Source organism: Agrobacterium tumefaciens, assembly GCF_005221385.1.
Lineage (GTDB): Bacteria > Pseudomonadota > Alphaproteobacteria > Rhizobiales > Rhizobiaceae > Agrobacterium > Agrobacterium tomkonis.
In genome coordinates, this window is sequence record NZ_CP039904.1 from 48,957 (window position 1) to 69,305 (window position 20,349).

Sequence of the window (20,349 nt, forward strand, 5' to 3'; positions counted from 1 at the left end):
CACGCCTCAATCTTGCATTTAGCGGATCAATCCGCTTCGTTGTTGCAATATGGGCAAAAGACGCTAATCTGTTAAATGCAATGTTTAGGGGTATTATTGCGATATGAGCATTAATTGCGAGATTCTGGATTTGCGGGCTTTTCAAGCCGTGGTTGAAATGGAAAGCTTTCATAGAGCGGCGGAAGCGCTCCATATTTCGCAACCGGCACTGACCCGGCGCATCCAGAAACTGGAGCAGACGATTGGCGCTCCGCTTCTGGAAAGAACCACCCGCCATGTGGCGCCGACAGCCATGGGTCAGGAAGTCATTCCGCTTGTCCGGCGCATGCTGGAGGAGTTCGACGGATCGCTTTTTGCGATGAAGGACGGCGCGCAGCGACGCGGCCTCATCACCATGGCGTGCGTTCCGACAGCGGCATTTTATTTTCTTCCCGCCGTCATCAAGGCGTTCAGCCAGCAATATCCGCATATAAGGCTGCGTATCCGGGATCTGACGGCCAATGAGGGGCTGCAGGCCGTCGCCAGAGGTGAGGTCGAGTTCGGCATCAACCTGATGGGCAATTCCGATCCCGATCTGTCATTCGAACCGCTCATCGACGACCCCTTCGTGCTGGCGATGCGAAAGGATCACCCGCTGGCGGCTTTCGAAACAATCGAGTGGAACCAGCTGGAGGCCTATCCGCTTGTCGTCGTGGACCGTTCCAGCGGCAACAGGACACTTCTTGACGGCGCGCTCGCAAGACACAATCTGAAGCTGAACTGGTTTTACGAGGTGACCCACCTCAACACCTCGCTTGGGCTGGTGGAAGCGGGACTGGGGATTTCCGTGCTGCCGCGACTGGCGACACCGCAGGACGATCACCCCTTTCTCGTCAGTCGCCCGATCGTCAATCCCGTCGTCTCACGCACGATCGGCATCGTGCAGAGGCGAAGCAGCACACTCTCCCCGGCAGCGGAAAAATTTGTCGGGATGCTGCTTGAAACCTGGAAAACACAATAGCCCCGGCCGGGAGACATGACGCGAAGATCGACCGGCCTAACGGGTACGGCAACGGGCTTCCCTAAAGCCTCGTCGCACCGAGTGGATCACGCCGCACCCGCTCGCCTGAAATCTGAGCGTCAGGCGAGCGTCACCGCCCTATCGCACGGCCTGCGCGGCTTCGATGGAATCCGCCAGAATATCCAGCCCGAGATCGATTTCGGCATCCGACACGGTCAGCGCCGGGGCGATGCGGAAGACGCCGCCCATGCCGGGCAGCTTGACTATATTCATGCTCATGCCGCGCAGCATCGCTTCCTGCATGATACGGGCACCGAGTTCGAAACCCGGGGCCTTCGTATGCCTGTCTGCCACGACTTCCAGCCCGAGCAGGAGCCCGCGACCGCGCACGTCGCCAACGCATTCGAACCGCTGCTGCAAGGATAAAAGCCCGTCCTTCAGGCGCTTTCCGCGGGCAATCGCCTGTTCCACGAGACCGTCACGCGCAACCACATCGAGGACCGTCACACCGACAGCCGCCGGCAGCGGATCGGACACATGGGTGGTATAGAACAGGAAGCCTCGCTCGAAGGCCTTTTGCTCCACTTCGGCGCTTGTCATAACGGCTGCCAGCGGCAGGCCGGCGCCGAGCGTCTTGGAGAGTGTCATGATGTCGGGCGTCACGCCATCGCGCTGGAAGGCGAACATATGCCCCGTCCGGCCGACGCCGGTCTGGGCTTCGTCGAGGATGAGCAGCATGCCGCGCTCCTCGCATTTCTTCTTCAGGGCGGCGAGATAACCGAGCGGCAATTCGAGAATGCCGCCGCTTGAGAGGATAGGCTCGGCAATGAAGGCGGAGAGATTGCCGGTCGACTGGCGATCGATCAGCTCGAAGGCGTCGTCAAGCTCGGCCTGCCAGTCATTCGATCCATCCGGGTTGCGGAAGCGCGGGCGATAGGCATTCGGGGCGGGAATGACCAGCGAACCGGCCGTCGCCGGGCCGTAACCCCTGCGGCCGGCACTATAGGTGGCAGACGCCGCAGCGCCGGTCATGCCATGCCAGCTCTGGGCAAAAGCCACGACCTCATGGCCGCCGGTGACGAGCTTTGCCATGCGGATCGCCGCTTCGTTGGATTCCGCCCCTGTTGTCAGCAATTGCACACGGTCGAGACCGGGCGCCAGCGCTGCCAGCCGCGCTGCAAGTTCGACGACGGGGCGTGACAACATGCCGGAGAAGAGATGCGCGACCGAGGCCATCTGCCGGTTGACGGTGGCGACAATATCCGGGTGGGTGTGGCCGATCAGGGCGCTCATCTGGCCGGAGGTGAAATCGAGAATGGCGCGGTCATCCGCATCGTAAACGAAACTTCCCTCGGCGCGTTCGACGATGATTTCCTCGAAGGCCGGCCCATAGCGGGTCAGGTGTTTGTTGGCGGCGGCCCAGAAGGCCGGCTCATCGTTCAACGAAATGGCGTTTTTCGAAATATTGTCCATGGCACGTTCCCCAAGAGGTGATCCTGAAGAACGGTAACAGGCCCTTGCGGATACAGTCCAATTGATAGTATCTGAAGCAGATATCGATAATTTTGATATCGCCATGCTCGACCTTACGCTTTTAAAGAACTTCGTCATCGTCGCCCGCACCGGCTCCATCAGCGTCGCCGCCATGCAGGTCGGGCGCACGCAATCGGCGCTCAGCACGCAGATGCAGCGGCTTGAGGAACAGGTGGGCCGCAGCCTGCTGCAACGAACGGGTTCGGGAGTGCGGGTCACTGCGGCAGGAGAAAAGCTGCTTGCGCACGCCAATGCGCTGCTTGCCCGGCACGATGAAATCCTTGCGGATATGAGCGAGGCGATCCTTCAGGGAACCGTCAGCCTTGGATGCCCGGAAGACTATTCCATCGCCTTCCTGCCGGAGCTGCTACGCGGCTTCTGCGCAACCTACCCGAAAGTCGACCTGCGGATGGTCTGCGCGCCGACCATCGAGCTGCATCCGCTGCTGCGCCGCCGCCAGATCGACATGGCGCTGGTCTCGCAGGCCGATCCGGATCATCCCGAGGTTCTGCGCAGGGAGAGTTTCGTCTGGGTGGCGGACAGGCCGGACCCGGATCTGCTGGCCAAGGATGTGTTGCCGCTGGCGCTCTCGGCACCGGCGACGCTGGATCACCGCGCGGCCTGCGATGCCATGGAAAGCGTCAATCGTCGCTACCGGGTCGCCTTTGCCAGCACCAGCCTTTCAGGCCTCATCGCCATCGCCCGCTCCGGCCACGCCATCAGCGTGCTGACGAAAACAGCCGTTCCGCCCGACCTCCACATCGTCAGGAGTGGCCTGCCGCCGCTGCCGACGATCGGAATAGCCCTCGCATTTTCCGATCCCCAGACATCATCGGCGGCCAAGGCGCTTGGCGATCACATTCGTGCGGTTCTTCCGGGCCTCAGTCTTTAGCGTGATTTCCCCGAGCCGAGGCACCAAGGCTGAGGAGATGATAAAAGACGATGGCGCCGATCGTCGCCGTGCCGATACCATCAAGCGTAAAACCGCCGACATTGAGCTTGAAGTTGCCGGCACCCAGCACCAGCGCGATGCCCACGGTGATGAGATTGCGCGGCTCGGAGAAATCGACCTTGTTCTCCACCCAGATGCGCCCGGCAGTCGCCGCGATCAGACCGAACACCACGACGGATAGGCCGCCAATGACGGGTCCCGGTATCGTCTGGATCAGCGCGCCGAATTTCGGCGAGAAGCCGAGAATGATGGCCACCAGCGCCGCAACGATGAAAACCAGCGTCGAGAAAATGCGGGTAATCGCCATAACGCCCATATTCTCGGCATAGGTCGTCATCCCGGTTCCGCCAAACGCGCCGGAGAAGATGGTGGCGATGCCGTCACCGATGAAGGCGCGGCCAAGGTAAGGATCGAGGTTGCGGCCGGTCATCGCGCCGATCGCCTTGATATGCCCGAGATTTTCCGCCACCAGAATGACAACGACAGGCGCGATCAGCGCGATTGCCGAGGCGGAAAATACCGGCGTGGTGAATGTCGGCAATCCAAACCAGGACGCGGCTGCAACGCCGGAAAAATCCACCGGCTTGCCGAGGCCGAAGCCGTTGGCCAGTACCAGATAGGCGATGTAGGCAATAGCCCCGCCGAGGAGGATGGGCAGGCGTCGCGCCATGCCGGGCGCATAGACAGCAATGGCGCCGACGGATGTGACGGTCAAAATTGCAATCCAGCGCGACAGCTGGTCGCCATCGGGATTGCCGGGGCCGGTGCCGGAGGCGCTGGCTATGGCAATCGGCGCCAGCACCAGACCGATCGCCGCAACGATGGCGCCGGTCAGAACCGGCGGCATCAGCCGTTCGATCCAGTTATGGCCGGCAATCATGACGATGACGCCGATCAGGGCATAAAGCACGCCCGCAGCGATGATGCCGCCAAGGGCGAGCGCGATATTGGGGCTCGCCGCACCGGCGGCGGCACCGGTTGCCACCAGCACGGGACCGATGAAGGCAAAAGACGAACCGAGATAGCTCGGCACGCGGCCACCGACGGCGATGAAGAAAATCAGCGTCGAGATGCCCGAAAACAGGATGGAGACGTTCGGATCGAACCCCATGATCAGTGGCGCAAGCACCGTGGAGCCGAACATGGCGACGACATGCTGCAGACCGAGAACTGCGGTCTGCCCGGCGGGCAACCGCTCATCCGGCATGATGCGCCCTTCGGTTTTCAGTCGCCAGCGCGGAAAATAGCCACCTGTATCGCTCATCGTCGTCTGTCCCCCAGAAAGCGGCCGGCGCGATTTGACGAACGTCCCCGTTGCAGATCGCAGCCGTGCAAAAAGATTTGTCTTTATGTGATATGCGACCGTCGTCCCGGACCGAATCGGTGGCGGCGCATCCAATCTCCGGTAGCGCGATTGCCGGCTGCTGTCATCGGGCATCAAGGGGTTACCCACCCCTCAGTTCAGCCGAACCGGAGAACGGGCTCGATCTCGCAGAGCGATGTCATGACCTTGCCGCGGCCTTCACCCTTGGCGCGGTAAAGCGCCTCGTCCGCGCAGCGGAAGGCCTCGTCGCAGGAGGTTTCCGCCCCGGTAACGCTGCTCAATCCGAAGGATGCACCGATGATCATCACGCCGTCATCGACAATATAGGGCTCGGAGAGAAGCACGCACAGCTGGCGGCAGCGCATCTCGGCTTCGGCAAGGGAAATGGCGGGCATCAGCACCGCAAACTCATCGCCGCCCAACCGGAACACCACGTCGCGCTCCTGACAGGCTGCGCGAAGGCGGGCGGCGACCGCCTTGAGCAAGGCATCACCGGCGGCGTGTCCGTGGCTGTCATTGATGGCCTTGAAACCGTCGAGATCAAGGCAGGCGACAGTCAGGTGTCCCTGCTGTGACAGTCTGGCGAATTCGGATGCGACGAGCGACCTGTTGGCCAGCCCGGTGAGGAAATCATGGGTAGCGGCGTGCCGCATCTGTTTTTCGGCCTCGACAAGCGAATGAACCGCGCGGCGGGACATCCGCACCGCGAAGATGCCGCCGGCTATGAGGACGACAAGAACCGTGACGGCAAGCGGCAGGGACTGACGAAGCAGATCCCGCGCCGGGGTCAGCGGCTGCCAGGACAGCGCCTGTGCCTGCCCATTTGGCCCCATGGCGATTTCCACCCTTGCGCGCTTTGCCGGAACGCTGCCGGCCGGCCCAACGGAAGCATCGTCCAGAAGGAAGCGGTTTCCGAGAAACTCCTGCAGGCTGCCGGCGATGGGAATTGCGGAAATGAGCACCGGCGCCCGTTCACCACGGGGTGTCGCTGTCCTGAAGTCCGACTGGAAGAGGCTGGCTGTCAAAAGGACGGCGTCATCACCGATCACCTCGATCTTGCTGAAGGCGATCGGCTGCGGAATCCCCTCCGGCCTTTCGCCGCGTTCCTTCGCGCGCACGGCATCCACAAGCGAGTGCGCGTCCTGCGCAATCACATCCGCGCCGCGGGCAAAAAACGGGCGTTGCAAAACTTCGTCATCCGTCTTCGAATAGATCAGATCGCCCTCACCGTTGAGAATGCTGACGAAACGTGTACGCGAGGTGCCGATGAGCGACCGTCCGATATTCCGGTCGGTCCACTCCGGATCGAAGAGATTGTCGATCTTGGCGATGGATTCGTCCCAGATCGTCCACGCAGTTAGCGCAAACTCCACGTCGGAAATCCATATGGAGATGTTGCGTCCGACCAGCGTTTCCTGCCGCTGGCGAAGCTCCGCGTCGAGACGCGCAACGCCGTAATAGGGAATGGCCGCCAGCCCCGCCAGCAATATGGCGATAAGCACTGCGGCCGGTCCGGCAAGCCTGAGTTGGGTGAAACGCATCGTCATTTATGGTCCGATTATTTGTCGGATGTCATTTTCGACACGGCACGTTTCACCGCAGTTACCACGATGGGAATTTCAAACGGGTCGGTTAACACTTGGTTCCCGACACCGGCGGGCGCTTTCGATGAAAGCGCAGTCCGCCTTGACGCGGGAGCGATTGAGCTCCCGCGCACGGGTGGCGGACAGCAGACCGCCCGACGGGTATTATTCCGCCCTGTCGAGCGCCGTCAAAATCTCATAGGCCAGGGCGACACGATCCTCATTGGGATAGTTTTTATTGGCCAGAAGGACGACGCCGCGTTTCTGCTGCGGTATGAAAGCCACATAGGCGCCAAAACCATTGGTGGAACCCGTTTTGTTGATGAGGACATCCTGACGCGGTTTCATCGGCGGGGTGATTTCGGAGACCGGAACCGTCTTCAAAAGGGCGCCGGAATTCGTGTCCACCAGCGTCTTCAGAGCAACCGGATAGGCATATTGTTCCCAGACCATGTCCTGCACCATCGCGCCGACACTGAAATACCCCGTATGGGTGTTGAGGAGCGCCTGCTGCATTTTTCCATCCAGCTTCTCAAGACCCATATTGGCATTGATGAAACGGATCATGTCGCTTGCCGAGGATTTGACGCCGTAGGCCTCCGAGGAGAGGATGGCCGGCGTCACCCGGGCCGGGTCGCCGTTTCTCTTATAGCCTTGGGCATAATCCCCCATCTTTGCCTTCGGCACCACGGTGAAGGTGTTCTTCAGGCCCAGTCCGGGCAGCAGCGTGCCTTGCATCGCATCATCAAAGCTCTGGCCCATGGCCTTTGCGGTAACGTAACCAAGCATTCCGATACTGGGATTGGCATAGGTACGGTGGGTTCCGGCCTTATATGACGGTTTCCAAGCCTTGAGATAGGCCAGCAGCTGCTGTTCCGTCTCGACGTTATCAGGCACCTGCAGCGGGAACCCGCCGGCGGTGTGGGTGCCGAGATGCATCAGGGCAACATCGCCGAAAGGTGTGCCCTTCATGGACGGAAGATAGTCCGCGACCTTGCCGGACAGCGACAGCTGGCCATTCATCTCGGCATAGGTGCTGAGCGCGACCGTGAATGTCTTGCTGATCGAGCCGAGTTCGAACAGGGTCTGCGGCGTCACCGGCTGGCCGGTGCTCTTCGACGTGACGCCATAGGTGAATACATGGTTTTCACCATCGACGCTGATGGCGACGGCCAGGCCCGGAATGCCGTTTTTCTCCATGACCGGCTTTATCGCGGCATCCGTTATTGCCTTCAGCTTCGCTTCATCGGCGGCGGAGGCCTGTGTGAACAGGCCGGCCGAGAGCAGCGCGGCAAGGGCGATATGTCCGTGATTGAGTTTCATCTTTCGCATTCTCCAAAACCTCAGGTCGATGACCGGCGCTTGCGCCGTCCCCAGCGAAAGAGCTTTAGCGGCCCTACATTGCACGAACAAACCATGATATCTCGGAAGAGATACAAGAAAATCTAGGTCTCAAATGGTTCGGCAATTTCTTCCCCTGAACGGTCTTCGGGCCTTCGAAGCATCGGCAAGACACCTCAGCTTCACCCGTGCAGCCATCGAACTCTGCGTCACGCAGGCGGCGGTGAGCCAGCAGGTGAAGGTGCTGGAAAAGCGGCTGGGCGTCTCGCTGTTTCAACGGCTTCCGCGCGGGCTGAAAATCACCGCCGAGGGTGAAGCGCTTCTACCCACCGTTACCAGTTCCTTCGACCAGATGGCGACCACGCTCGACAGGATCGAGGCCGGACAGGTGCGCGAATTGCTGTTTCTGGGGGTGGTCGGCACATTTGCCGTCGGCTGGCTTCTGCCGCGGCTGAAGGAGTTTCAAAAACAGCATCCCTTCATCGATGTCAGGGTTTCCACCAACAATAACCGGGTAGACATGGCAGCCGAAGGGCTGGATTTTGCCATCCGCTTTGGTCAGGGTTCATGGCACGGCACCGATGCCTTCCGGCTTTTCGAGGCGCCGCTTTCACCCCTGTGCACACCCAAACTGGCGGAAACTTTAAAAACGCCCGCCGATCTTGTCGAGGCGACGCTTTTGCGCAGCTACCGGTCCGACGAATGGAGCACATGGTTTGCGGCGGCCGGTGTGGCGCCGGCAGCCCAGGTGAATGCCGGGATCGTTTTCGACACCTCGCTCGGCATGATGGAGGCCGCGCTGCAGGGGCTGGGCGTGGCGCTGGCACCGCCATCGATGTTTTCGCGGCATCTGGCTTCCGGGGCAATCATCCAGCCCTTCCCCGTCACCATATCGCTTGGAAGCTACTGGCTGACCCGGTTGCAATCCAAACCGCAGACATCAGCCATGCTGGCCTTTTCGGACTGGATGTTGACCCATGCGGAATTTGCCTGACATGGCTTACAGCAGCGCCAGCAGAACGCCGCCCGCAGCACAGATCACCACCACAACCCATGGCGGCGTCTTCCACACCGTCAACAGGATGAAACCCGCAAGGGCCAGTGTGAAATCCTTCGACGTGAAGATGGCGCTGGTCCACACCGGGTCATAAAGTGCGGCACCAAGAATGCCGACGACGGCGGCGTTTGCTCCGCGCATGGCCGCCTGCGCCAGAAGATGCCGGCGAAACCCTTCCCAGAAGGGCAGCGCACCGATGAGAAGCAGCATGCCCGGCAGGAAGATTGCAATGAGGGCAATGGCTGCACCGGCAACGCCGTTCGGCTGCGGCGCCACCACGGCACCGAGATAGGCGGCAAAGGTGAAAAGCGGGCCGGGAACGGCCTGTGTCGCGCCATATCCGGCGATAAATGCATCCTCCGTCACCCAGCCGGTGGCGACGACCTCGGATTGCAGCAGCGGCAGGACCACATGACCGCCGCCGAAGACCAGCGCGCCGGCACGATAAAACGCATCGAACAAAGAGAGGCCCTGCGATCCCGCCACAGCCGCAAGCAGCGGCAGCAGGCCAAGAAGCAGGATGAAGGCTGTGAGCGCGATATATCCGACGCTTTTCGACACCCGGAACTGGAGATGGGAAGCGTCCCGCACCGCACCGTTGCGACAGAAGGCAAGCCCGGCAATGGCGCCGACGGCAAGCGCCAGGATCTGCCCGAAAGCTCCGGCCAGAAAAACCACACAGACAATGCCGGCAAGTGCGATGCTGGCGCGCTGCCGATCCGGCGCAAGGCTTTTTGCCATGCCCCAGACCGCCTGCGCCACCACGGAGACGGCGACGATCTTGAGGCCATGCAGCAGGCCGGTGCCGACCGGCCCCTCGATCGAAGCGGCAACGGTGGCAAACAGCAAAAGCAGGATGGCGGATGGCAGGGTAAAGGCCGTCCAGGCCATGAGAGCGCCGAGCGGCCCCGCCCTCAAAAGCCCGAGCGCAAAGCCCACCTGGCTGGAAGCCGGACCGGGAAGAAACTGACAGAGCGCCACAAGATCGGCATAACCGGCCTCATCGATCCATTTGCGCCGCACGACCAGCTCATCGCGAAAATAACCGAGATGGGCGATGGGTCCGCCGAAAGAGGTAACGCCGAGCTTCAGGAAGGCGGCGAAAACTTCACCGGGAGTGCCGTTTTTTTGGCTGTCGGCTTCGGCTGGCATTGCTTGCGTTGACGGCTTCACGAAAAGCTCCCTGAGCGTGCAACGGCTATTCGTCAACACAAATGGGTATCAAAAAAATCATGTCGGTATCAGACACTATTGCGACAGGGATATGAAGGGGCCGGTCATGTCGACGCCGGAAAGTCGCTGACTTTCCGGCGTGTCTTGATGTCATAAGGAACCGCTACAGCAATTCGGAGAAGTGGGATATCCATCCCCGCTCATCGGTGCCGCCGGAGAAACCGGCCGCGCCCAGAGTGATTTCATACTGCTTGCTTTTCCTGTGGATGGTTACCGCGACCGCGATCGGCGTCTTGGGTCTCCATGTAAAGTCACTGTCCGGGCCAGGTGCGAGCTGGCTGAGGGATTCGAGCTGAACCGCGTCGAGAAACATGACTGTGCTTTTGCCGGTTTTGTAGAGAGACTCCCACCGCGCCTGGGCAACAGCATTTGCGGCCTCGGCGAAGACATCGCCGTCTTTCCTGGGATCAGCCAAGGCTGCCTTGCGCCATGCCGCTAGGATATTGAGGATGTCGTTCATGTCGAGTCCCAGCTCCGCGAGAAACTCGATGGTCTGGGTGTTGCCAAATGTGTTGTAACCGTCCTCGCTGAAAGGGCGAATATGCTTGATCATGAAATCGCTGAGAATTGGCATATGTGTCTCCTTTGGACATGAGCCAGCTGTTCCCGGCCTTTGATGGTAAGGACAGGTTGGCATGATTTTGAGGGGTTGCTGGGTGCCGGAATGCCTCCGGCAAGACGTCTGGTGCCGTTATGCGCCTTTGCGCGCAGCCGACATTCTGCTTGCAGGCTTAGCCGAAGGTGATGGCGGTGTGGCCGGCCATCCCGAGGAATTCCTGCAGGCCAATGCGCGTTCTGCTGCCGCCATGCCCTGTCGGCCATGGATCGAGGATGTGAAGTTCGAGATCCTTGCCTGCCTCGGTATAACCATAGACGACGTAATAATGGATATGTGTGCCGATGACGAAGACGCGGTTGTTGTCGATCTCGCCTCTCACGATCTCCGGTGTCAGATCGGCGACGAAGTGGCCGCCGGTCGTTGCATGATCGAAGGCGTTCCACTGGCTGGAAACCAGCCGTACGATGTTGCTGTCGGGGTTGGCGCCGCCCATTTCATCGATCGCAGCGGATTGATCCAGAATGAGCGCCAGCTCCCAGCGCTCCTGAACCTCCGGGTCGACGGTCGCAAGCGCTGCGGTGTTACGTCTTGCGATGGCATATTGCGTGGCGGCGGCAAGTTCACGATAGGCCCGCACCATCTGCTCCACGGCGGCAAAGCACCAGGAGGGCGTTTCCTGAGCGACCAGCGCCGGAGGATTGTTGACTGTCGGCATGATATTCTCCTTCCTTAAAGTGACACGGCACGGGTTGCGCTTCGATGGCGGCCGGATGCCCGTCGTTGATTTTGCGTTGGTGAATGGTGAGATTTCGTTCCTAGCCGTCCTGCCGGCATATTCGCCGGCAGGACATTGCCTATGATCCATGCCAAGGAGGACGATTCCGGCTGAGACCATGGATACGCTTCCTGCCGGGCCGGAAAAGGAACGGCAGGATCTCAAGGGATCAGGCTGTTTTGCTCAGATCCTGACGATAGGCCTGCAGCGATGCGATTTTTGCGTCCGCAGCGGCCTCGCGTTCGGCGACGATGGCCGAGAGCTTTTCCGAGGCTTCCGCCATATAGTTCGTCAGGCCGGTGCCGGTGAGATATGTCCCCTGCAGCTTGTTGAGCTTTGACCATCCGTCCGCAAAGCTGCGGTTGAACCTGTCGCTGACGGTCCCGACCGCATACCATTGGGCGGTCTGCCTGACGAAGAACTCGTTGACGGAGCGAACGAGCTGGGCGAGACGGTTCTTGCGAATGACCTCCAGCTCGGCCACATTGTCGATCGCCTTGATCTGGTGCTCGGCATCGTCGGCCACGGCCTGCATGAAATCGGCGAAACTTTTGAAGAAAAATGCGATTTCCTCAATGATTTCCTTCATGCGTTTCAGCGCCGTAATGCTGACGTTGAGGGATTGAACCGCAAGCTTGATCTTATCGTCCTCAGCCTGCTTTCCCTTCAGCAGAGCGTTGATCTTTATGAGTTCGGCGGCCTGGGTACGGCGTTCGTTCTCATAGGATTCCGCCTTGTCGATCATCTTCATCTGCATTTCGCGCAGGCTTGCGGCCTGTTGCTGCTGCTCGTCGGTGAGCTTGCCCAGCCCCTTGTCGAGCGCGTCGAGTGAAGCCTGCAGACTGGAAATCAGAGTCTGCTGACTTGCGATCTTCTCCTCCTGCGTCTTCAGTTCCGCGGCGCGCGCGGTCAGACGCTTATCAAGTTCGGCAAGTTCCACGGCCTTGCTCGATTTCGGATCGGTGCCCTCGGCATCTTTCGCCAGCGCCGACCTGCTGTCTTCCAGCGCCTTGATATCCGTCTTTAAGGTGTCGCGTTTTTCCTCGCTCTTGCGCAGTTCGGCCTTCTGCTCGGAAAGCTTGCTCTGCGTGGCGGCCCCATCCGCCTTTCCGCCGCCGGTTGTCGGTGTGCGGGAGCCGCCACCCTGCCCCTGCCCGTCCGCATCTTGGCCGCCCTTGGGCTGTCCCGAAAGCGCGCCGCCGACCGACGAGGCCAGCATGGAGGCAGGACCGCCCGCCACCATAGCGATGGCGGGAATGGCGCTTGAAATCATCTGCGCGCCGACCCGGACGATCGACATGATGAAGGCGCGCTCCTCTGCCGTATTGGCCCGCTTTTCATATTCACGGGCCTTCTTTTCGAACTCCGCAACCTGTGCCTTCAGATCGTTCACAAGCGATTCCAGCTGCTGGCGCCGCGCATCGGCCTCGCGGATTTCCCGCTCCATGGTCGCCTTGTCTTCGAGACGCTTGCTCAAGACCATTTCGCTCGCATCGGTGATCTGCGCCGTTGCCTTGATGATGCCATCATAGGTGGAGGCGACCTTAAGGAGATCGTCCCGCACTTCCAACGCCTTGTCGCGGATATTTTTCGCGAGCTTTATCAGGTCGTTGGAGACGAAGGCCTTGATCTCGCTCTGGTCATTTCCCTCGCGGACATCCAGCCAGTCCGGGAAGAGGTCGTCGACTGAAATGCGGATGCGATTGGCAACATCCATCGCATGTTTCATGGTGAGTTCACTGCTCTGCTGCGCGGTTATCAAGCTGTCCATGATGGCGCTGATGCGTCCGCGAATTTTGCCCTCCTCCTGCGGCGTGGTGTTGTAAGCGATGTAGAGCAGGTCGATCGCATTGTCGGTATCGCGCTTGGCGCGCTCGACATCGTAGGTCCCCTGGATCTTATCAACATAATACCGGACGAGCGCCGTATCCGCCTTGGGAAGGCTGAATTCCGGCTTCGACACGATCGCTTCGACATCGGCATCGATCGCGCTGTTGAGTTTGGTTTCCCGGCTTTCGAGATTGACGACATTATTCATTTTCATGCTCCTGTTGATGGTTGTTACGGAGAGTCATGGGGTTGATCGTTCACGATCCGCATTGTTTCCTGGCATCTTCAGGCAATCCGGCCTCGGTGGAGGAAATGAACTGCGGCACGTCCTTGGTCAGGCCGTCGATCTCGGCGGACAGCCGGTCGACCTGACGTATTTTCGCGTCGTCAGGATTGACCTCGCTCGCTTCCTTGAGGGCATTGGTGAAATTGCCGAGCTGAATGTTGAAGTCCTGAACCTTGCCGTTGATGGTGGAAATCGCCGCTTTGAGCCTGGTGATCTGCTCTTCCAGATTTTTCACTGCGCTCTGGTTTTCCGCGTGGCTCTGCTGTGCCGCTATCAGCTGGCGGCGATTGTTTTCGAGCTGGTTGCGAACGCCCTCAAGCGCCGTCCGGGCATTGTCCAGTCGCGGCAGTGCGATGCGATATTCCCTCTCCGCGTCATTCATCCAGCCCAGCGCCTTCACCGCGGCGTCACCGGCCTGGCAAATTCCCGGCAGGAAGAAGAGGACGCCGCTGCATATTGTTACTCTCTTGGCCTGCTCGTCCCTTTCCCTTCGGGCTTTTTCGAACACGGCCTGACGCGCCCTGACGTTCTCGCTCTCAGACTGAACCAGTTCTTCATAGCCCTTCACGGCCGTCTCGGACTGCGCCACCTGCCGTTCCAGCTCGATCTGCAGGTACATGGCCTCTCCCAGCGCCCGCTCCCGTTCGGCGCTGAGCTGTTGCTGCGCCGTCAGATGTTCCATCAGGCACACGGATCGGCGGCCGAGCAGCTCCCGGCTGGCTTCCGCCTGTTCAAGTTTTGACTGGAACGCCGCCACCTGTTCGGTGGTGAGGGCGGCCGCATTTGCAATGGCCGGCTGACCCATGGACGGAATATCAAACTGCATCGCAATTGCCGCAAGGCCGGCAAAAATAACATGTCGAAGTTGCATCGCTTTATCCTCCTTCTGAGAATTGGTGGTGAATGGACGTGCCGCGGCCCAGCCGGCATTGCTGCCGGACGCGCCAGAAACTCGGTAGAAACATGCGGATGCCAGGCGGCTTCGGGATGCACTTTCCGTCACCTCGCCAAGGCCAAGAAAACAACCATCAAAGATTGTGCTTTCGATTGCCCAACGAAAGATATCGCGTCCGAAGCCAAATAAAATTATGCAATAAAAACAGACGATAACATTGTTATTATCGCCGCTCTCGCAAACCGTTCCAAAAGGGCACATATTTCAACGTGCTCTTTAACACTCAATTTATGAGAGTATTTTTTAATACCCCTCGGGAGAGCGATGCGGGAGTGCAACAAATTGCACGCATCTCCCGAACCCGGAACATTTCAGCTGTCATGTGGGCCTGAACGGCCGCAGTCGGTGAGCAAAACTCATATTTTTAAATTCGCCATAAAGTAGCGAAACTTAAATTCCGTGGGAGAAAGGCATCTGGAAAAGCAGCTGCGCAGGATTCAAAATCGCTCCCGCAAGGAGACCCCGTTCGGCCGCAGCCGGACATGCTTCAGGAGAGGCTGACACCCCTTGCGAACCGGATCCTGAACGATGCCGCTTTTGACGAGACTGTCATCCGTCTTTGCTCGCAGATATCGAGGGTCTACAAGCAGGAACCACGCCTCGTCCGCGCTCTCGGTGATTTCGGCGCATTCGCAACGATCCTGTGCGCCGTCGCTCTGGCATCGGTTCATGGCGGACGATTTACCCTGGCTGAGGTTCAGGCCGTCGTCGTCCCCCGAGGCTGGGCCTCAAGCCGCAGGACACGGGCGCTGATCGACTGGCTGGAACTCGAAGGCGCCGCCCGGCGGCATCAGCCCAATGGCGACAACCGCGAACGCCCATGGTCGTTGTGTGGCTGGCTGATCATGGCGATCGAGACACTCGCCGAGACTTATCTTGCCGCAGCCGCGCCATGGCAGGCGCAACCGGTTATGGACAGGCCGGCGAAAGACATCGGCGTCAACATCCTTATTGATGGCGTCGGCTGGCTTTTGAAACAACCGCAGGAGTTCAGCCCCACATCAATGGAAACCCTGATGTTCCTGGGCCATGCGCCCGGATTTCCTCTGCTGCTGGATCTGCTGTCTGCGGCCAAAACCAGCAAATCCGGTGCCTCCAATTGTGAGTTTTCCCGCAAGGCGGCTGCGCGCGCCTATGGGATCAGCCGCGCCCAGGTCACGGCCCTATTGGCCAAGGCAGAACGCCTGAGCATCTTGAAGAGGGACGGATCCCGCATACTTCTGAGCGATGGGACATTGCAGAATGTACAAAGGGATATCGCCCATCAACTGGCATTCATTGTCGTGTGGTTAGGGATTTTGAGGGCCTGACGATATCAGCGATTGTTCACGATAGCGACGCCACTAGGAAAACCGATGCCGCCGGGTTAGAAGAAGCGATACCGGATGCGTGACATGACCCTGCCAGAAAAGACCCCAGCCGTGGATGCCACAATCGAGGATCGCTCGCTTTTGATCCGCGAATCCCTGCGCAATGCCATCATCGACCGGCGGCTGGCGCCGGGAACCAAACTGTCGGAAGCCGAGGTTGGGGCACTCTTCGATGTCAGCCGCACCGTGGCGCGCGCCGCGTTGCAGATTTTGGCCTTCGAGGGGCTGGTGAAGACCGAGCGTAACCGTGGGGCCTTCGTTTCCACGCCTTCACCGGAAGAAGCGCGCCAGATTTTCGCCTCGCGCCGCCTGATCGAACCGGGCATCATCGCGGCGGCGGTGGAGCGCATCACCCCTGCGGATATTGTACGGTTTCAGCATCACCTCGTCGAAGAGGCGCAATATATGAATGAACGCGGCCCGGCGGCACGCCGGGCGGAAATAAAGGCCTCGGGCGATTTCCATCTCATGCTGGCGGCCCTATCCGGCAATGTCATCCTCCAGCGGTTTATGGATGAGCTGGTCGCCCGCTCCTCGCTGGTCGTCGCCCTTTATGGCCGTTCGGGTATTTCGAGCTGCGGCCACAACGAACATCTCGCCATTCTCGAGCTTGTCGCAAAGGGCGATGCAAAAGGCGCTTCAGATCTCATGCTCCATCACCTCGATCATATCGAGGCCGATCTCGATCTGCAGCCGAAGCAGGGTGTCAGCCTGCGAAATGCGCTGGCACCGCTCGCCTGATCGCCGGCGGAATCGATGGCGGAGAATGTCCGCCGCTCCCGCACGAGTGCTCTAGTTGGCCTTGAAGCGGTCGAAGGCTGTGAGGTGCTTGACCGGGGGATCGGCCTCCCAGCGGTAAATCTCGGTCCGCAGGAAATGCAGCTCCTCGTCGAGCTTTTCTTCGGCCACTTCCACCCACCAGGCTTTGGGTCGGCCATCGGAGCCATCTGACCAGCGGTAGCCGCGCTTTTTCAGATGATCCTTCATGTCGAAGGGGCTGTTTTCCGCATAAATGCGGACACGGGAGCGCTGGCTTGCCTGATGCAGTTCTGCGAAGGGTGCTTCGCCCTGCCCCGCACGGGCATGACCCAGCACTTCCAGAAGCGCAAAACAATCATCGACGGCGCGATGGCCGTCGTGGAAATAACCGGACTGCCCTATCAGATAGGCAAGTTTGCTGCCCTCAAAACCCCGCGCCCTCCAGTCGATCTCGGAAACCGAACAGGCCCATGCCTTCTCGCGGAAAATCGGTGAGAAAGCCTCGCAGAACGGGCGGTCGAAGCCGGCATTATGGGCGATGATCAGATCCGCCCTGGCAACAAGTGCGCTCAGGCGGTCCATGTCTATTACCTGTCCTTCGACCATCTCGTCGGTAATACCGGTCAGGCGCGTGATCTCTTCCGGGATAGTGACGCCGGGCTGCCGCAGGCCGCCATAAACACCGGTAACGTCGCCGATCGCGCCGTGATCGTCGAATGTGAAGGCGATGACGCCGATCTCGATGATCTCGTCGGTTCGATGATTAAGCCCTGTGGTTTCGGTATCGAGGATGATGCCCTGACGCGGAAATTCCGGCCGCGGTTTGTCGACGACCGCGCGTGGCATGAGCCGGCGTGAAACACGGTAATTGCCGGTGGATTCAAGATATCCGGCAAGCGTCTCATCATCCGCAACGTTTTTCTGCACCGTTTCGCGGCCGGCCGCTTTTCGCCCCCGTTCACCCTGGGGGAAACGCGCTGCCGCGGAACCGAAAAAATCCAACTGGGAGTTCATTATGCGCCTGTCCGCCGTATCCGGAAATCGTGATTTAAGTAGTCCAACATATGTGCAGAGGCTCACGGTAACAACAGCGGTTGCTGTCATCCACAGAAACTGACCCACACAGGTTGCGGGTTGCACCTTCTCGTTGCGGTGTTAGAAGGGAAATACCGTTCCGTGTTCAAGGAGAGAAAACGAATGCCGATCCCATCGCTTTCCAACCCGAAGACGCTCGCTGACCAGAGCCGGTTGAAGCTGTTTCCGCTGCAAAGCGGCCCGCAATTCGCCAATGTGAACATTTCCACCGGCGCAAGCGGCATCGTCTTCACCGGTTATACGCGAGATGCGAGTGCGGATAACGACGCCTTCTCCTGCTGCGGCAGCTATACGCTGCGCAACTCCGTCCACGCTGCCATTGCCGGCATGACCAGCGACAATTGCACGCTGTTTGCCCTGAAAAGCGTCATCAATCAGCGCCCGTGCCTCGCCGTTGGTGGTTTCGATGCCGAAGGCAAGCCCGTCCGGCTGTCGCAGACGGAATTTGAACAGGTCACCAGACCGCTCTTTAATTTCGCCGACAAGGTTTCGCCGATCCTCGGCAGCGAACCGGCACCGGGCATTCAGGTGCGCAGCGGTGACGCCTCCTACAATTATCAGGTCGATGCGCGCAGCGGCCGTTTCCGCTTCACCTATAAGGACAGCATGAACGGTGGGCTTTTCGGACCTTCCGCCGACGGCAATGTTTCGCTTGAGCACGACGGGCACCGACTTGCCAGAATAAGCGCGGGCGGCAGCTACAGCCAGTCCGACAATTCGATCAGCGGCTCCGCCTATCGCGACATCGATTCCCGTGGTTTCGATGCGACTGTGCGCAGCGGGCAGGCTTCCGCCATGTTCGGAAGAACCTATACGGAAAACGCCATCACGCGCAAAATCGGCATTGGTTATGGCAATACCTCATTGCGCCGTGAGGACACGCCCGGCGGAACAATCAAGGAAAGCCTCGAACACAAGCTGGAAAAAGTCACCCTAGAAGTGTCCCGCACCCGCGACCGGGCGAAAGGCACCGAATATATGCTGACGATCAAGATGCAGCTGTAAGGCCTGCCCAGGCCGGGGCGGCTCGGACATGCACGTCCGCCGCGATCACGGCCTGCCGGCTTTAACATGATTATTTAAGTTAAGTATTGAATTCGCATCTGCCACGGGGTATCGCCTGAAGTCCAATCTCCAGGTCGGTCATGACGCAGCGCGACGACAAATTCCTTTCGGCATTCCTGAAAACCCAGTCGGATATCAAGCGATATCTGACGCGGATGACGGGCTCGCGCGAGGATGCCGAGGATCTTGCCCATGAGGCATGGATCAAGCTGGCGAGAAACAGCTCGAATGCATCCGCAGCACCAGTGCCTTATCTCAAGCGCATCGCTAGGTCGCTGGCCATCGATCATGGGCGGGGACGCAGGCACAGGGCCACGACCGAACAGATCGAGGATGCCCTTTCCATTCAAGACGAGCGCCCGGGTCCTGACCAGCAGGTGATCGACCGCGACCAGATCCGGCAGCTTATGCGGGTCATCGGTGAACTGCCGGATCGACAGAGAAAGATGCTGGTCGCGGCGCGGCTGGAATTTCGTCCCTATGCCGAGATCGCGGAAGAGTTCCATGTCTCCACCCGCACGGTGGAAATGGAAATCAATCGCGCCCTCAGCTACTGCATCGAGAAAATGGGACATGAGCGGCGCAGATAATTTTCGGATTTACCGTTTGTGATCGTTAGAGCTAATGAGGTTCATGTGAAATTCCGGTATCGGGGCGTATTTTTGATAGGGGTTGCGTGTTGAACGAAGGATCCGATGCGCTCAGGAAGAAGGCCACGTCCTTTATCGTCAGGCTGCGCTCCGGCGCGGCCACGGTTGAGGATACAGAGGCGCTCCGCCACTGGCGCAGCCTCAGCGCCGATCATGAGCGCGCCTTTGTCGAGGCCTCGGCGCTCTGGCGCGATCTTGGCCCGGCCCTGGAGGCGCAGGCGAAGCCCCCCGTCAACGCCACATCCAGACGATCTTTTCTGGTGGGCAGCAGCCTTGCCGCCGGCCTTGCAGGCATTGCCATCGCCCTGCCGGAACTCGGTTACCTGCCATCCATCGGCGCAATGCTTGCGGATTTTTCGACTGGCGTCGGCGAGCAGCAGAATGTCAGCCTGCCGGACGGATCGACCGCCTTTCTCGACGGCGGCTCCGCCCTGTCGCTGGACAGCGGCGAACGGCAGTTCGATCTCACGGCAGGTGCAGCGGTTTTCACCGTCCAGCAGGCGGCGAACATTCCTTTTGTGGTCAAAGCCGGCAATGGCCGCGTGCAGGCCTCCAGCGGCGCGTTCAGCGTCACCCATAATGCCAGCGGCGTGACCGTGGAATGCCTGTCCGGTCCACTCAGCGTGCACTGTCTCGGCGATGCGCAGCTGCTTCCGGGAGAAGCAATCGTCTATTCGGACGCTGGCCTTGGGGAAAAATCCGCAATCGACCTCGAGACGGCATCGGCATGGCGTGAAGGCATGCTGGTCTTCAACAACCGTCCGCTGGAAGACATCGTCGCGAGCCTGAACCGCCACCGGCGCGGCAGGATCATCATCACCCGTCAAAGCCTGCGCTCCCTGCACGTCTCGGGCGTCTTTCAGCTCAACCGGCCGCAGGACATTATCGCGCATCTTGAAGAAACCCTGCATCTTCATGCGGTTGGCGCAGGCGGAATCCTGCTGCTCGTCTAAGCCCTTTCGAACCGGAGACAGCGCTGGAT

At 59.8% G+C, this 20,349-nt stretch carries 18 protein-coding genes; 8 read left to right on the forward strand and 10 right to left on the reverse strand.

Translation table 11 applies throughout. The annotated features are described in order from the left end of the window. Positions 1-103: 103 nt before the first annotated feature. Positions 104-1,000: a LysR family transcriptional regulator gene (locus CFBP6623_RS15460; protein WP_046800456.1), complete on the forward strand. Its 897-nt coding sequence runs from the start codon at positions 104-106 to the stop codon at positions 998-1,000. Positions 1,001-1,138: 138 nt separating this feature from the next. Here the strand turns inward: CFBP6623_RS15460 and CFBP6623_RS15465 are convergent, their stop codons facing one another. Further along, a complete protein-coding gene (locus CFBP6623_RS15465) occupies positions 1,139-2,473 on the reverse strand; it encodes an aspartate aminotransferase family protein (protein WP_046800455.1) in 1,335 nt (444 codons plus the stop codon). A gap of 103 nt (positions 2,474-2,576) precedes the next feature. On the opposite strand from CFBP6623_RS15465, the gene CFBP6623_RS15470 reads away from it, so the two are divergent. After that, positions 2,577-3,425: a LysR family transcriptional regulator gene (locus tag CFBP6623_RS15470; protein WP_046800508.1), complete on the forward strand. Its 849-nt coding sequence runs from the start codon at positions 2,577-2,579 to the stop codon at positions 3,423-3,425. Here CFBP6623_RS15470 and CFBP6623_RS15475 read toward each other — a convergent pair. From CFBP6623_RS15475 to ampC, 3 genes are all read right to left on the reverse strand, one after another. Continuing rightward, positions 3,415-4,749, reverse strand: a complete 1,335-nt coding sequence (locus CFBP6623_RS15475; protein WP_046800454.1) for a solute carrier family 23 protein — start codon at positions 4,747-4,749, stop codon at positions 3,415-3,417. The genes CFBP6623_RS15470 and CFBP6623_RS15475 overlap by 11 nt on opposite strands. Positions 4,750-4,946: 197 nt before the next feature. Then, a complete protein-coding gene (locus CFBP6623_RS15480) occupies positions 4,947-6,356 on the reverse strand; it encodes a GGDEF domain-containing protein (protein ID WP_046800453.1) in 1,410 nt (469 codons plus the stop codon). 201 nt (positions 6,357-6,557) lie between these two features. After that, a complete protein-coding gene (gene ampC / locus CFBP6623_RS15485; protein WP_046800452.1) occupies positions 6,558-7,715 on the reverse strand; it encodes a class C beta-lactamase in 1,158 nt (385 codons plus the stop codon). A gap of 133 nt (positions 7,716-7,848) precedes the next feature. On the opposite strand from ampC, the gene CFBP6623_RS15490 reads away from it, so the two are divergent. Further along, positions 7,849-8,727 carry a LysR substrate-binding domain-containing protein gene (locus CFBP6623_RS15490; RefSeq protein WP_046800451.1) on the forward strand — a complete coding sequence of 293 codons (879 nt, stop codon included), beginning with the start codon at positions 7,849-7,851 and terminating at the stop codon, positions 8,725-8,727. A 6-nt stretch (positions 8,728-8,733) separates the two neighbouring features. On the opposite strand, the gene chrA is transcribed toward CFBP6623_RS15490, so the two are convergent. The 5 genes from chrA to CFBP6623_RS15515 all read right to left on the reverse strand — a co-directional run bounded on the left by chrA (position 8,734) and on the right by CFBP6623_RS15515 (position 14,344). Then, positions 8,734-9,942 carry a chromate efflux transporter gene (chrA, locus tag CFBP6623_RS15495; protein WP_080842759.1) on the reverse strand — a complete coding sequence of 403 codons (1,209 nt, stop codon included), beginning with the start codon at positions 9,940-9,942 and terminating at the stop codon, positions 8,734-8,736. 184 nt (positions 9,943-10,126) lie between these two features. Then, a complete protein-coding gene (locus CFBP6623_RS15500; protein ID WP_046800449.1) occupies positions 10,127-10,597 on the reverse strand; it encodes a hypothetical protein in 471 nt (156 codons plus the stop codon). Positions 10,598-10,754: 157 nt separating this feature from the next. Next, positions 10,755-11,297 carry a hypothetical protein gene (locus tag CFBP6623_RS15505; protein WP_046800448.1) on the reverse strand — a complete coding sequence of 181 codons (543 nt, stop codon included), beginning with the start codon at positions 11,295-11,297 and terminating at the stop codon, positions 10,755-10,757. 229 nt (positions 11,298-11,526) lie between these two features. Continuing rightward, the gene (locus CFBP6623_RS15510) at positions 11,527-13,395 is read right to left on the reverse strand and encodes a tyrosyl-tRNA deacylase (protein ID WP_052760247.1); all 1,869 of its coding nucleotides are present in this window, start codon (positions 13,393-13,395) and stop codon (positions 11,527-11,529) included. A gap of 49 nt (positions 13,396-13,444) precedes the next feature. Beyond that, positions 13,445-14,344 (reverse strand): hypothetical protein, encoded by a 900-nt coding sequence (locus CFBP6623_RS15515; protein ID WP_046800507.1) that lies wholly within the window; start codon positions 14,342-14,344, stop codon positions 13,445-13,447. 566 nt (positions 14,345-14,910) lie between these two features. Between CFBP6623_RS15515 and CFBP6623_RS15520 the strand changes: the two genes are divergently transcribed. After that, entirely contained in the window at positions 14,911-15,738 is an 828-nt protein-coding gene (locus CFBP6623_RS15520) for a hypothetical protein (protein WP_046800446.1), read from the forward strand. Positions 15,739-15,822: 84 nt separating this feature from the next. After that, the gene (locus tag CFBP6623_RS15525) at positions 15,823-16,539 is read left to right on the forward strand and encodes a GntR family transcriptional regulator (protein ID WP_046800506.1); all 717 of its coding nucleotides are present in this window, start codon (positions 15,823-15,825) and stop codon (positions 16,537-16,539) included. Between the two features lie 51 nt (positions 16,540-16,590). On the opposite strand, the gene CFBP6623_RS15530 is transcribed toward CFBP6623_RS15525, so the two are convergent. Next, positions 16,591-17,571 (reverse strand): 3'-5' exonuclease, encoded by a 981-nt coding sequence (locus tag CFBP6623_RS15530; protein WP_080842760.1) that lies wholly within the window; start codon positions 17,569-17,571, stop codon positions 16,591-16,593. A 183-nt stretch (positions 17,572-17,754) separates the two neighbouring features. On the opposite strand from CFBP6623_RS15530, the gene CFBP6623_RS15535 reads away from it, so the two are divergent. The 3 genes from CFBP6623_RS15535 to CFBP6623_RS15545 all read left to right on the forward strand — a co-directional run bounded on the left by CFBP6623_RS15535 (position 17,755) and on the right by CFBP6623_RS15545 (position 20,320). Next, positions 17,755-18,657 (forward strand): hypothetical protein, encoded by a 903-nt coding sequence (locus tag CFBP6623_RS15535; protein ID WP_046800444.1) that lies wholly within the window; start codon positions 17,755-17,757, stop codon positions 18,655-18,657. Between the two features lie 140 nt (positions 18,658-18,797). Further along, complete coding sequence (locus CFBP6623_RS15540) at positions 18,798-19,307, forward strand: RNA polymerase sigma factor (RefSeq protein ID WP_046800443.1); 510 nt, start codon at positions 18,798-18,800, stop codon at positions 19,305-19,307. An 86-nt stretch (positions 19,308-19,393) separates the two neighbouring features. Next, on the forward strand, positions 19,394-20,320 hold the full coding sequence (locus CFBP6623_RS15545; RefSeq protein ID WP_052760246.1) for a FecR family protein: 927 nt from the start codon (positions 19,394-19,396) through the stop codon (positions 20,318-20,320). Positions 20,321-20,349: the final 29 nt, after the last annotated feature.